The organism is Oribacterium sp. WCC10, assembly GCF_900113415.1.
GTDB lineage: Bacteria > Bacillota > Clostridia > Lachnospirales > Lachnospiraceae > Oribacterium.
Map to the genome: position 1 here is coordinate 80,115 of NZ_FOPH01000003.1, position 13,097 is coordinate 93,211.

11 protein-coding genes are annotated in these 13,097 nt (G+C 40.9%); 9 read left to right on the forward strand and 2 right to left on the reverse strand.

Going from position 1 to position 13,097, the window contains the following annotated elements; translation table 11 throughout:
• Nucleotides 1-44: 44 nt before the first annotated feature.
• Nucleotides 45-1,334, forward strand: coding sequence for a DUF1015 domain-containing protein (locus BM294_RS03020; protein ID WP_091204812.1), 1,290 nt, complete (start codon nt 45-47; stop codon nt 1,332-1,334).
• Between the two features lie 431 nt (nt 1,335-1,765).
• Nucleotides 1,766-3,913 carry an ATP-dependent zinc metalloprotease FtsH gene (ftsH, locus tag BM294_RS03025; protein ID WP_091204814.1) on the forward strand — a complete coding sequence of 716 codons (2,148 nt, stop codon included), beginning with the start codon at nt 1,766-1,768 and terminating at the stop codon, nt 3,911-3,913.
• Between the two features lie 22 nt (nt 3,914-3,935).
• On the opposite strand, the gene BM294_RS16670 is transcribed toward ftsH, so the two are convergent.
• Nucleotides 3,936-4,202, reverse strand: coding sequence for a helix-turn-helix domain-containing protein (locus BM294_RS16670; protein WP_334292723.1), 267 nt, complete (start codon nt 4,200-4,202; stop codon nt 3,936-3,938).
• Nucleotides 4,203-4,348: 146 nt separating this feature from the next.
• Here BM294_RS16670 and BM294_RS03035 point away from each other — a divergent pair, with 146 nt between their 5' ends.
• The 6 genes from BM294_RS03035 to BM294_RS03060 all read left to right on the forward strand — a co-directional run bounded on the left by BM294_RS03035 (nt 4,349) and on the right by BM294_RS03060 (nt 9,491).
• The gene (locus BM294_RS03035; RefSeq protein ID WP_091204816.1) at nt 4,349-5,281 is read left to right on the forward strand and encodes a metallophosphoesterase; all 933 of its coding nucleotides are present in this window, start codon (nt 4,349-4,351) and stop codon (nt 5,279-5,281) included.
• 11 nt (nt 5,282-5,292) lie between these two features.
• Nucleotides 5,293-6,093 carry a segregation and condensation protein A gene (locus tag BM294_RS03040; protein ID WP_091204818.1) on the forward strand — a complete coding sequence of 267 codons (801 nt, stop codon included), beginning with the start codon at nt 5,293-5,295 and terminating at the stop codon, nt 6,091-6,093.
• Nucleotides 6,094-6,096: 3 nt separating this feature from the next.
• The gene (gene scpB, locus BM294_RS03045; protein ID WP_091204819.1) at nt 6,097-6,870 is read left to right on the forward strand and encodes an SMC-Scp complex subunit ScpB; all 774 of its coding nucleotides are present in this window, start codon (nt 6,097-6,099) and stop codon (nt 6,868-6,870) included.
• Nucleotides 6,871-6,917: 47 nt separating this feature from the next.
• Entirely contained in the window at nt 6,918-7,355 is a 438-nt protein-coding gene (locus tag BM294_RS03050; RefSeq protein ID WP_091204821.1) for a dUTP diphosphatase, read from the forward strand.
• A 25-nt stretch (nt 7,356-7,380) separates the two neighbouring features.
• Entirely contained in the window at nt 7,381-8,016 is a 636-nt protein-coding gene (locus BM294_RS03055) for a tetratricopeptide repeat protein (protein ID WP_091204823.1), read from the forward strand.
• A gap of 122 nt (nt 8,017-8,138) precedes the next feature.
• Nucleotides 8,139-9,491 (forward strand): aspartate aminotransferase type Ic, encoded by a 1,353-nt coding sequence (locus tag BM294_RS03060; RefSeq protein WP_091204824.1) that lies wholly within the window; start codon nt 8,139-8,141, stop codon nt 9,489-9,491.
• 134 nt (nt 9,492-9,625) lie between these two features.
• Here BM294_RS03060 and BM294_RS03065 read toward each other — a convergent pair whose 3' ends face one another.
• Complete coding sequence (locus BM294_RS03065; protein ID WP_091204826.1) at nt 9,626-10,144, reverse strand: DUF4364 family protein; 519 nt, start codon at nt 10,142-10,144, stop codon at nt 9,626-9,628.
• 265 nt (nt 10,145-10,409) lie between these two features.
• Here BM294_RS03065 and BM294_RS03070 point away from each other — a divergent pair, with 265 nt between their 5' ends.
• Complete coding sequence (locus BM294_RS03070) at nt 10,410-13,094, forward strand: DUF5717 family protein (RefSeq protein ID WP_091204827.1); 2,685 nt, start codon at nt 10,410-10,412, stop codon at nt 13,092-13,094.
• The last annotated feature ends 3 nt before the right edge of the window (nt 13,095-13,097 follow it).

Here is a 13,097-nt window from a genome sequence, read left to right on the forward strand (position 1 = left end):
ATATCTTTGATGCTTGTATCTGAATATTTGTCTGGAGGTAATATATGGCTACAGTTAAAGCTTTTAGGGCTCTCCGTCCGAACAGAGAGGTAGTGGGCAAAGTCGCCGCACTCCCGTATGATGTTTATTCAAGAGAGGAAGCAAGAGAGGCGGTTAAAGATAATCCTTTTTCTTTTCTTAATATCGACAGGCCGGAGACACAGTTCCCTCCGGAGCAGGATATGTACAGCAGCGAGGTCTACGAAAAGGCAGATGCATTACTGAAGACCCGTATTGCAGATGGAACTTATGTGAGAGATCCGGAGCCTTGTTACTACATATATGAACTGACTATGGACGGACGTTCGCAAACCGGAATAGCTGCATTAAGCTCGATAGATGATTATCTCGATAATGTCTGCAAGAAGCACGAGAATACCGTGGAGGAGAAAGAACAGGACCGTATAAGACATGTGGATACCTGTTCGTGTCAGACAGGCCCGATATTCCTTGCCTACCGTGAAAGAAAAGAGATTACAGTCATAGTTGAAAGAGAAAAAGAGAAGGAAGCACTGTATGATTTTATTTCCGATGACGGGATCAGACACAGGGTATGGAAGATAGATGCCCCTGAAACTGTAGCTCTGCTTGAAAAAGAATTTTCTGCTGTTCCTTCAACATATATAGCGGATGGTCATCACCGTGCGGCAAGTGCCGTTAAGGTAGGACTTAAACGCCGCGAAGAGCATCCCGGTTACACCGGAAAAGAGGAGTTTAACTTCTTCCTGTCGGTTCTTTTTCCTGATAATGAACTAAAGATTCTTGATTACAACAGGGTTGTAAAAGATCTGTACGGCCATGAGCCTGAGGAACTTATGCTCAGCATAGAAGAAAACTTTACAGTCTTTAATGTAAAGGAAGCATTTGTTCCGAAAGTGAAAGGAGAGATGCTTATGTATATCTCCGGTGAATGGTTCCTTATAAGGGCAAAAGATCAGGTGGTGGACGAGAGAAAGGGAGATCCAGTCAGATCTCTTGATGTTTCGATTCTCCAGGATCTTGTTCTGTCGCCGTTACTTGGCATAAAAGATCCGAGAACCGACAAGCGGATTGAGTTTGTGGGTGGTATCAGAGGCATAAAGGAACTGGAAAGAAAGGTCAGCCAGTATACATATAGTCATGTGATGGACGGAACCATAGAGGAGACCGGACCGGCTGTGGCATTTGTTATGCATCCAACAGGCATAGATGAACTTATAAATGTTGCGGATCATGAAATGCTTATGCCGCCTAAGTCCACATGGTTTGAGCCGAAGCTTCGTTCAGGTATATTCATTCATGAGTTTGAGAGATGATGTTCAGCAGCACAACTGCCTTCGATTTTTAATCGAAGGAGCCACGCGGCTTTGAGCGCTTCAAAGGAATGTGTAAGGATTCCTGCTCTATGCACACGAATGTGTGCTGGCGCTAATCGGTGAGTCAAGAGACAAAAGCCTGTACATGATAACACGTGTAGTAGAATTGACAACAAAACAGGTATTAGTCACACCCATTGATCCGCTTATCTTCGAATAATTAAAGCAGAAATGTTTTTTATTAAAACGGCTTGTTTTTCTTATTATTAAGATTGAACAGGTCGTTTTTTTATATATAGGATGGGGAAATGTCTTATCTGTGAACCTATGCTTCACTGTGGTTGTCTTGATTTTAGGCATTTCGTTCTTTATAATTGAATTACTGTTATGAGCAGTAGTATACCCTTACAGGGGTGAGGATGGAGATATAGATGGACAACAATAACAACCAGGGTAATGACGGAAAGAGATTTAATCATTCCAGCCAGACATTTATTATTTTGATCATCGCTGCAGTTATCACTTTCTTTGTTTATACACTGATCAGAGGCTTCTTTGTATCCGGTGTTGCACAGGAAGTCAGCTACACCGAATTCATTTCCATGATCGATGGAAATAAAATTTCCAAGGTTGAGTGGGGAGATTCAGATATTACTTTATATCTGAAGACAGATATGTCGGGCACATCGGGTTCTATGGATCAATCATCTCTGGATTCCTACAGTCAATACATGAATCAGGTCAACATGAGATATTATGTTGTTCCCATCAATGCGGATGCGGAGAATCTTGTGGATCGTATGTTGAGACATGGCGTTGTGATATACAAGTCAAAGCCTGACAATTCGGGATATATCATGGAAGCCATGATAAGTATCGTTATTCCGTTTATCCTGGTTTTCATCATTATGAATATGACCATGCGCCGTATGGGAAGCGGTGGCGGTGGTATCATGGGAGTCGGAAAGTCAACTGCCAAGATGTATATGCAGAAGGAAACCGGAGTTACATTTAAGGATGTTGCCGGCGAGGATGAAGCCAAGGAATCCCTTGTGGAGATAGTTGATTTCCTTCACAATCCCACGAAGTATACAGCTATAGGTGCCAAGCTTCCGAAGGGTGCACTTCTTGTAGGTCCTCCGGGAACCGGAAAAACACTTCTTGCCAAGGCTGTTGCCGGTGAAGCTCAGGTTCCGTTCTACAGTCTCTCCGGATCTGATTTCGTTGAGATGTTTGTAGGTGTCGGTGCAAGCCGTGTACGAGATCTTTTCAAGAATGCAACTCAGTCTGCACCTTGTATCATATTTATCGATGAGATAGATGCCATAGGTAAGACCAGAGATACACGGTATGGCGGAAATGACGAACGAGAGCAGACACTTAACCAGCTTCTTTCCGAGATGGATGGTTTTGATGCTTCAAAGGGTATCATGGTCATGGGTGCCACCAACAGACCTGAGATTCTTGATCCGGCGCTTTTGAGACCCGGACGTTTTGACAGACGTATCGTGGTTGAAAAGCCGGATCTCAAGGGTCGTGTTAATATCTTAAAGGTTCATGCCAAGGATGTTCAGCTTGATGATTCGGTTGATTTCAATGAGATTGCTCTGGCTACATCAGGTGCAGTGGGTGCGGATCTTGCCAATATGATGAATGAAGCCGCGATTACAGCTGTTAAGCATGGACGCAAGAAGGTTTCACAGGCTGATTTATTTGAAGCTGTTGAAGTTGTTCTTGTCGGAAAGGAGAAGAAAGACCGTATTCTCTCACAGGAAGAACGCCGTATAGTATCCTATCACGAGGTTGGGCATGCTCTTGTTTCTGCTATTCAGAAGGATGCAGAGCCTGTGCAGAAGATCACTATAGTGCCCAGAACCATGGGAGCTCTTGGATATGTCATGCAGGTTCCCGAGGAGGAAAAGTATCTCAATACCAAGGCAGAACTTCATGCGATGCTTGTAGGATATCTGGGTGGTCGTGCCGCAGAGGAGATTGTTTTTGATACTGTTACCACAGGTGCTTCCAATGATATCGAAAAGGCAACCAAGCTTGCCAGAGCCATGGTTACTCAGTATGGTATGACTGAAAAGTTCGGACTTATGGGACTTGCAACACAGGAGTCTATGTATCTCAATACAGGTCGTACAGTTATGAACTGTGGTGATGATACTGCAACCCAGGTTGATATCGAAGTTATGCGTATACTTAAAGAGTGTTATGAGGAAGCAAAGGATATCCTTTCCAGAAACAGATTTGCGCTTGATCGTATAGCTGAGTATCTTATAGAACGTGAGACTATCACAGGAAAAGAATTCCTTCATATTCTTCATGATGTTCAGAAGGAAGAAGATATGAAGCTTCATCCTGAGAAGTATCAGAATGTAACAGAAGAAACGGACGGAGTAAGTGCAGATAAGAATATAACATCAGAGAGTCCTGCTTCAGATACAGGTGTTTCACAACAGGGATCGACAGTAAGTGCCGATGGACAGACAAATGATTCTGCTTCCGGTAAGACACCGTTTGAAGAGGTTAGAGCAAAGTATGCAGCTCAGGATGTTACAGAACAGGCTGAATGATAATAAAACTAAAAAGTGTCGGTTAACCCGACACTTTTTTCTTTTTGTCTCCATTGGGACAAAGCATAAATACATCCGTGGGAAGTATATTTAACCTTAGACATAACATTGCTATGGATTTTAGTGTGAGGGGTTTATCTGTTCTTAGCTTTTGAATCATACTGGATGATATCAGAAGTTTGTTGATAAGATCATATTGTGAGATTTTTTTCTTTTTCATAGTACGCCAGAATGGTGCATAAGAGATTATGTCTTCATAAGCTGATGGTTCTTCAAAATTAAAATTCATGATTACTAAATTACCTTATAAAAAATAAATAAATGGATAGTGACAGATGCATTAGATTGTTGTTGAAATAGATATGTCGGAAAATTATAGAAAAAAATATTATGATGAACTTAATGCATGGGGATTATTATATAGGGGTGGTATAGATGTTTTCCATAGTGATAAATATAATAATTTTAGTTTGTTTATGTGGCATTCTGCTCATAACTATATCATTTCTGGAAATAAATAAACTGAATGTCTGCAGGTATGAAATTCGCTCAAATAAGTTAAAATCAGAGCATAGATTTGTCTATATTTCTGATCTTCATGAAAAAGAGTTCGGTGAAGGTAATGAAGAACTGTTAAAAAAAATCGATGAACTCAATCCGGATTTTATACTTATAGGCGGCGACCTTATAGTGTCACATAAAGTGCACAAATACAGAAAAAAAGTTTCTTTCGATGAAGTTGATACAGCTCTTCAGTTGCTTGACAAACTGAGGGCAAAGTATACAATTTACTTTTCATACGGTAATCATGAAAAGAGGCTTATGGAGAAAGCCGGTTTAGAAGATTGCACAGACGTGGTAAAATATGATAAAAATATACAGGATATTTATATACCTGCAGCTTTAAAGCTTAAAAGAGCACTTGATAATATAGTAGTTCTTGATGATGATGTAGTTTCATTTGAGGATTTTGATATCACAGGCGTCACTTTACCTATGAGTTACTACAGACCGCTTCTGTTCAAAGAAAGAAAAGAACTGACAGAGGGGGATATCAGATCGCATGTGGGAGAAATGTCTCAGGAAAAGTTCCATATTACTATGATACATACACCTATGTACTATAAGGAAGTCATTGGTCATGGTGCAGATCTTGTTCTTTCCGGACATTATCACGGAGGTACCATAAGACTTCCTCATTTCGGTGCGCTTATGACTCCGCAGTTTCAGTTTCTGGTGAAGGAATGTGCCGGAGAGTTCAGGTACGGTGACGGAACTTTGATTGTAAGCCGGGGTCTTGGTACTCATTCGATTAATATAAGGATCAATGATCTACCGGAGATAAGCTTTGTAACTATAAAACCGTAAGGAAGGATCATATGCCTGAAATTACATATAAACTTGAAAAATTTGAAGGTCCTCTGGATCTGCTGCTTCATCTTATCGAAAGGGATAAGATAGACATTTTTGATATCCCTATAGTGCAGATCACGGCAGAGTATCTGGACTATGTCAGTCATATGGAAGAGGAAAATCTTGATATAGTATCTGATTTCCTTGTTATGGCGGCAACACTTCTTGAGATAAAGTCACGTATGCTTCTTCCTAAAGAAGTTGATGAGGAGACCGGTGAGGAAGTGGATCCCAGAGCGGAACTTGTCGAGAGACTTCTTGAATACAGAAAATATAAGCTTATGGGGCAGATTCTTCAGGAACGTGAGGACGATGCGGACAGATACTATTATAAGGGGCCTACCATACCTAAAGAGGTTGAAAAGTATGTGCCGCCGATAGATATGGATGAGCTTTTAAAGAAGGTTTCTCTTGAAAGTCTCAAAACTGTATTTGAAGACGTTATGAGACGTAAGGAAGATTCTATAGATAAGGTTCGTTCGAAGTTTGGCGTTATTAAGAAAGAAAAAATATCTCTTGAGGGACGTATACGAGATGTTCTCAAGTATGTCCGCGGACATCATAAGTTTTCATTCCGTCATATGATTAGAAAGAAAAAGGATAAGATGGATGTGGTTGTAAGCTTTCTTGCCATACTTGAGCTTATGAAGATGGGACGTATCACTCTCGTACAGGAGATCCCGTTCGGAGATATGGATATCACGGAAGTTGATGATCCCAATCAGTCGGATGATGATCTTGACCTTACAAATCTGGAGGACTTGTAATAAATGAATAACAATGAACAGTTAAGATTGCCTATCGAAGATGATGAGCTTGATTCTATCGAAAAAAAGCTTGCCATGGAGATCGATAAAGAGTTCTCTGATGAGCTTACTATGGAAGAAAACACGATAGAGGCTCTATTGTTTGCCAAGGGCAATTCAGTCAGCCTGGAAGAGATAAAGACTGCACTTGATTGCGGAGAACGTCCGGCGAAAAAGGCGATTGAGCGACTTATGAAAAAGTATGAACAGCGTAACGGTGGTATCATTATTCAAATGGTGGCAAATCATTATCAGATGACTACCAACCCTGCATGCTTTGATGGTCTCATAAGAGTTGCCAAGCACCCGAAGAAGCCTGTGCTCACCGATATTATCATGGAGACATTGGCTATTATTGCGTACAAGCAGCCTGTTACCAAGGCTGAAATAGAGCGTGTCAGAGGAGTTTCTTCGGATCATGCGGTAAATAAGCTTGTGGAATACGGACTTGCATATGAGGTTGGACGTCTCAATGCTCCCGGAAGACCTGCATTGTTTGCAACAACAGAAGAATTTCTTCGAAGATTCGGTATCAGTTCACTTGATAATCTTCCGGATCTTAATCCTGAAATGGAAGACGAGATCAAAAAGGAAGTCAATGAAGAAGTTATTGACATCATGGGTGCAGCTGAACAGAAGGAGTCTTCGGATGAAGAGACTCCGGAATCAGAGGTTTTCGAAGTGCCGGATGATTCTGGAAAAGAAAATGACACAGAAACATTATCTGAAAACGAATGATGGATTAAATGAATATATGACATTTATATCATACTATGAGGAGAATTATGGAAAAGACAATTAAGATTAAGTATCATTCACAGGAGATTGAGAAGCTTGAATATATTGCCGGAAAGAGCGACTGGATTGATCTGAGAGTTGCCGAGAATGTCACTCTCAAGAAGGGGGATTTCAAGCTTATCAGCATGGGAATATCCCTTCAGGTACCGGATGGTTATGAGATGCTTCTTGCACCGAGAAGCTCTACTTTCAAGAATTTTGGACTTATTCAGACAAACTCGCTGGGAGTTATTGACGAGACTTACTGCGGAGATAACGACATTATCCGTATGCCCGTATATGCTACAAGAGATACTGAGCTTCATGTTAATGACCGTATCTGCCAGTTCCGTATTATCGAGCATCAGCCACACATCGTATTCGATGAGGTTGAAACTCTTGGCAATGCAGACAGAGGTGGCTTCGGTTCAACCGGAAAGAACTGATAGAATATCGGAAAGTGTCAAAATCATGTTAAAATACATTATTGGAGAGAAATTACCCGGCAGAATTTTGGTGATACTTGCCTTGATGCTTTTTCTGACATCCTGTTCATCAAAAAAGATCAATGATTTGAGACTTAAGGGTATAGAGGAGCTTCAGAAAGCCAAGTATGAGGACGCTATTGAGAGTTTTAATGAAGCGATGGAGCTTAGTGACGGAAAAGTAGGTGAGCTTCAGCTTGATATTATGACTTATCGTGCAGAGGCGGAGTATATGACCGGCGATTATGAGGCGGCTCAGAAAACCATAGATACCCTGAGAGAGGTAGATGGTGACAAAGAGAATTATCGTAAGATTCAGTCTCAGCTTGATGCCAAGAAGCTTATTACTGAAGCAACGGAAGCATTGAACAATGGTGACTGTGATACTGCAAGGCAAAAACTTGATGAAGCATCTGCGCTTGGTATTAAAAATGACAGAGAGCTTAGATTCGACGAGATAGTATATCTTGAGAAGACCGCCCAATGGGAAGCTGCGTACAATGCTGTAAAGGAATATCTTGAGCAGTATCCGTCTGATAAAGAAGCGAAGCGTGAACTCAAGTTTCTTGAAACCCGTGTTGATGCGCTGGAGAGTAATGAGGCTTTGTCAAATTTACAATGATTAATTATAATCTGCTATCAGGTATATCTTTTATAAACTTTTTTACGGCCCGATGCTTGCAAGCATCGGGCTTTTTGATTATACTCGGAGAGAAAAATTTATATTCAGGCAGGAGGCCACTGATGAAAGCTTACGTTGAGATGACAAAAGAAGAACTCCAGAAGGAGCTCGTGGGACTGAAGAAAGAGTACGAAAAGTACCAGGCTATGGAGATGACACTTGATATGAGCCGAGGCAAACCATGCAAAGAGCAGCTTGATCTCAGCATGGGACTTATGGATGCTCTTACCAGTGGAGCGGATATGTACTGCGATGACGGTACTGACTGTAGAAATTACGGTGTGCTCGGCGGCATTCAGGAAGCAAAGATTCTTCTTTCTGATATGATGGAGAACAATCCCGACAATATCATCATATATGGAAACTCATCTCTGAACGTCATGTATGATTCCATCTCACGTTCCATGACTCACGGTGTTATGGGAAACACTCCATGGTCTAAGCTGGATAAAGTTAAGTGGCTCTGCCCGGTTCCGGGATATGACAGACATTTCGGAATCACAGAGTATTTCGGCATTGAGATGATCAACGTACCTATGACTCCTACAGGTCCTGATATGGATATGGTTGAGAAGCTTGTAAAGGAAGATGAGGCTATCAAGGGAATCTGGTGTGTTCCTAAGTATTCCAATCCTCAGGGCTACAGCTATAACGATGAAACAGTTCGTCGTTTTGCCAGACTTCAGCCTGCTGCAAAGGATTTCCGTATTTATTGGGACAATGCTTACGGTATTCATCATCTTTATGACAGGAATCAGGATTATCTTATTGAGATTCTTGCAGAGTGTAAGCGTGCCGGCAATCCTGACATGGTTTATAAATTTGCATCAACTTCAAAGATAACATTCCCGGGTTCCGGAATCGCTGCTCTTGCTACATCATCAAACAACCTTGATGATATCAGAAGCCAGATGAAGCATCAGACTATCGGATATGATAAGGTTAATCAGCTTAGACATGTACGTTTCTTTGGAGACATTCACGGTATGGTTGAGCATATGCGTAAGCATGCGGATATCATCAGACCTAAGTTCGAGATTGTCGAGGAAGTATTTGCCAAGAATCTTGACGGTCTCGGTATCGGTACATGGACGAAACCGAACGGTGGTTATTTTATCAGCTTTGAGACTATGGATGGCTGTGCAAAGTCTGTTGTTGATCACTGTAAGAAGGCAGGAGTCAAGCTTACTGACGCAGGTGCTACATTCCCGTATCACAAGGATCCAAAGGACAGCAATATCCGTATTGCTCCTACATATCCTCCTGTGGATGATCTTAAGGTTGCTGCCAACCTCTTTACACTTTGTGTAAAGCTTGTATCAGTAGAGAAGCTTCTTTCTTCAAAGACCGGTGAGGATATCAAGAAGCTTGATGCTGAGAAGCCTGAAGAAGTAATTGTTGAAAAGAAGAAATAAATGAAAAAGAGTGCTGCGGCTTGCAGCACTCTTTTTGTATCGTGATATTCAGTTAGGGTAATGTCGTTGAAAACAATCGATTAACTGAGAAGATAAAAGAAAAATGACATTGCCTTCATGTCGAAGCGGCTGTATCAGCTTAGTAACTGTTTTACTATAAATGCATATATTTCCTGGTTTTTCTGACCCCATTTCGCACACATACGCTCAGCCGATTCCTTATCCGGGACATTGATATCAATGGCATAAAGTATAGAGTTTTCCTCTCTGACCTCGGCATGAACTATGTATTCGCCATTCTCAGTCTCAAAATAATCTGTATAGTTTGAAGATTCCTGTCTGAGCTGTACCTTGTTTTCCTTCAGGAAACGGTTCATGTCTTCTACGGCACCGGAGGAGATGTCATTGCCGAAAAGTTCTATGGTATTGGAACCCTCCTGAGTTATCTCGTATCTGGTTGACTTTTTGCTCTGGTGGGTCTTGATCAGACCTGCATCATCAAGCTCTGATATGGCCTGCTGCAATGTGAAGTAGGTGGTGTATTCATAGTCGAGAAAGAAACCGCTGAGTTGATTATTGGTTAAAGGATAGTTTACAGTCTTTAATAAGTAAAGAATCATCAATTTATAGAGAGTCAGTGGTTCTGTTATCATGCTTAGGCTTCCTTTGCGTTTATTATATGTACATATATACCTGATAATATCGGTTGCTCTTTGTGAATCGTATATATATGCATATGTATTTTGAATATAATGTTTATAATGCTTGACTATCATAACAGGAAAATTTCTGTATTTCAATCGACATAAGAGCAGAAGCCGCGCTAAATGGGGCCAATATCATATAAACATCTTTAATAAGAGCCCTTTCTGTGTTAAAATATGTCTTCATGGAGATTTTTCCCGGAGAAAATATAGAATGAAAGAACGTATAAATAAACTAGCAAGAGGGATAGTTGAGCTTGATAAACCGGAACTTAAACTTAGCGATGAGTCATTTAAGGGTACGGTTAATGCAGGAGAGCTCGCTAAATTTGAACTCATACTTTATTCGGAAAATGGGATATTACTAAAGGGCCTTATATATTCGGACAATCCTAATGTCACTGTACAAAAGGATGCATTTGGAGGCATCCGTTCACGCATTAAGTGTAATGTTGATACACGTAAGCTTAAGGACGGTGACAAGGTAGAGGGTCAGCTTTATATCGTGTCAAACGGAGGCGAAGTACAGCTTCCGTATTCTTTTGATGTCCGTTCATCATACAGGTCCGGTGAGATCATTTCAGGTATTCATACCAAAGAGGATTATATAAATCTTTGTAATGATAATGAAGAGCTCGCACTTCGTGTTTTCGATTATTGTGATTTTCAGGATGCTGAATTCATGCAGGATTCAAGACTCTTCACTATATATCAGGGACTGAAAAGCGGTCAGGACAGAAGCATTGCCCACAGACAGTTTCTTATTGCTTTACAGAATACTGCTGACAGAAAGACCGATACGTCAAAGGAAACATTACTTGAAGCTGCTAAGAAAACTGCAGCTTCTCCGAAGCTGCAGGATGTTTTTGCATTAAGTGTAGAAGATAAGCCGCTTATCGAAAAGGCTGCGGGAATCTGCATCAGAGAAGGCGCTACAGACAAGATGGCATTTGACATTTATCAGAGAGCCATTGAGATGGGATCAACCATCACAAGATTGTATGAATACTACATTTATGCCATGCCTAAGGGCTGGGATGGTAAACTTCCAAGAGAGGTTTACCTGTATTTTGCGTACGAGAAGGTTATAGAGGAAAATATGAAGCTTCCTCTTTTCTACAATATACTTGTGAATTTTGATGACAAAGATGACATATATCAGCGTTTCGAGCATAAGATTCAAAGCTTTGCCATAGATAAGCTTCTGAGATCGGAATTCGACCAGCGACTTAGTGTCATTTATGACAGAATGATTCTTTCCGATATGATCGACGAAAGGATTGCATCGGTACTTCCTGCCATATTGCGTTCCTACAGGATAACTACTGATGATAAGCGCATGAGTTTTGTTGTCATAAAGTATCGTGAACTTGACCGCGAGGAAGTATATGCTCTTAAGGATGGCGTGGCTTATGTGCCTGTATTCTTTGAGAACAGTGAGATACTTTTTCAGGATGTCTATGGAAACAGATATATCGATGTAAAGTATGATATGACACGTATCATGCATAAAGAGAGTCTGGAAAAGAAGTGCTTTGAGATACTTCCAGAGCATGCCATGTTGAAACTGTCGAAGGCCAGATCCATAGCAAAGAGCGGCATAGACAGTATTAATCAGCTTAGACTTGTGGAACAGGTTGTAAACGATATGGATATATCAAGGCCATACCGTTTATTCCTTCAGCATGCAGTGCTTTCATATCATGATGATCATACCAGGGACTCTGATAAGAGTATCAGTGATATGGATATAGATTTCCTCAGAAGCCTTGATATCGTTTATCTTAGTCACGAGGATATCGACAGTTTACTTCGGACTTATATAAAGCTTAATCTTTTCAAGGAAGCATACGAGATTGTTCTGGAGACAGGTGAACCGGATATCAAGCGCCAGTACCTTGAAAAACTTTGCCGTGCCATCATTGAAGATGAGAAGCATGGACGTTCCAAAGAAGTGATGATGCTTGCTCTTCAGATTTTTCAGATGGGAACAAATGACAAGGATATCATCAGATTCCTTTTAAAGGAGTATAACGGTCTGTCCAGAGATATGCTTGCCATCTTAAGAAGAGGCAGGAAGACCGGCGTCGATGCTTCTGATATGACAGAAAGACTTCTTGCCCAGATGATCTTCAGTTGGACAGAGGATGGACTCGATGAGGTTTACCACATTTACAGAGAGCAGCCTTCACAGCAGAATATTCTGATCAGGGCTTATATTACCAAGCGTTGTATAGACTACTTTATATACGGTCAGAAGATTTCGGACGATGTATTTTCGGATGTGTTCGGGATCATTCGTGATGAGAGATACAAAGACAGAGTACCTATGATATACCTGCTTGCCATGTCAAAACATATGGCAGAAAACAAAAAGCTGACAGGAGAAGAAAAACTCATTCTTCAGGATGTCATGGACATTCTTATCCAAAAGAAGATGATTTTCCAGTATACAAGAACTCTCAGTGATGTTATACGTATACCTGATTTTGTCATGGACAAATATTATATCGAATATCATGGAGATAAGACCATTCGTCCGTCACTCTATATGAGGATACTACCGGATGAACATGATTTTGAAGAGGAAGAGATCAGCAGAGTATATCAGAACATTTATGTTCGACCGGTGACATTATTCACCAGGGAAAAGGCTGAGTATCAGATCTATGATGAGACTAAGGGCAATGATATCGTTATGAGCGGAACAATTAAAGCTGATAACAGTATCCGTCTCAAGGGAGATACCTTTGATATCTTAAACGAAATGTCAGGCCTGCTTGGTCAGGATAATGATAGAGAGCTTCGCGAAGTGATGCTTCGCTATGTGAGAAATGAGTCGGTCATTGAAGAACTTTTCACCAAAGAATTGACCGAAACGAAAGATAAGGAGCAATGATTA

Excerpts from the sequence above, each read along its gene's own strand:
- BM294_RS03040 (WP_091204818.1), top strand. The coding sequence starts at position 5,293 with ATGCCTGAAATTACATATAAACTTGAAAAATTTGAAGGTCCTCTGGAT.
- BM294_RS03020 (WP_091204812.1), top strand. The coding sequence starts at position 45 with ATGGCTACAGTTAAAGCTTTTAGGGCTCTCCGTCCGAACAGAGAGGTA.
- BM294_RS03035 (WP_091204816.1), top strand. The coding sequence starts at position 4,349 with ATGTTTTCCATAGTGATAAATATAATAATTTTAGTTTGTTTATGTGGC.
- BM294_RS03055 (WP_091204823.1), top strand. The coding sequence starts at position 7,381 with ATGTTAAAATACATTATTGGAGAGAAATTACCCGGCAGAATTTTGGTG.
- BM294_RS16670 (WP_334292723.1), bottom strand. The coding sequence starts at position 4,202 with ATGAATTTTAATTTTGAAGAACCATCAGCTTATGAAGACATAATCTCT.
- ftsH (WP_091204814.1), top strand. The coding sequence starts at position 1,766 with ATGGACAACAATAACAACCAGGGTAATGACGGAAAGAGATTTAATCAT.
- BM294_RS03060 (WP_091204824.1), top strand. The coding sequence starts at position 8,139 with ATGAAAGCTTACGTTGAGATGACAAAAGAAGAACTCCAGAAGGAGCTC.
- BM294_RS03050 (WP_091204821.1), top strand. The coding sequence starts at position 6,918 with ATGGAAAAGACAATTAAGATTAAGTATCATTCACAGGAGATTGAGAAG.
- scpB (WP_091204819.1), top strand. The coding sequence starts at position 6,097 with ATGAATAACAATGAACAGTTAAGATTGCCTATCGAAGATGATGAGCTT.
- BM294_RS03065 (WP_091204826.1), bottom strand. The coding sequence starts at position 10,144 with ATGATAACAGAACCACTGACTCTCTATAAATTGATGATTCTTTACTTA.
- BM294_RS03070 (WP_091204827.1), top strand. The coding sequence starts at position 10,410 with ATGAAAGAACGTATAAATAAACTAGCAAGAGGGATAGTTGAGCTTGAT.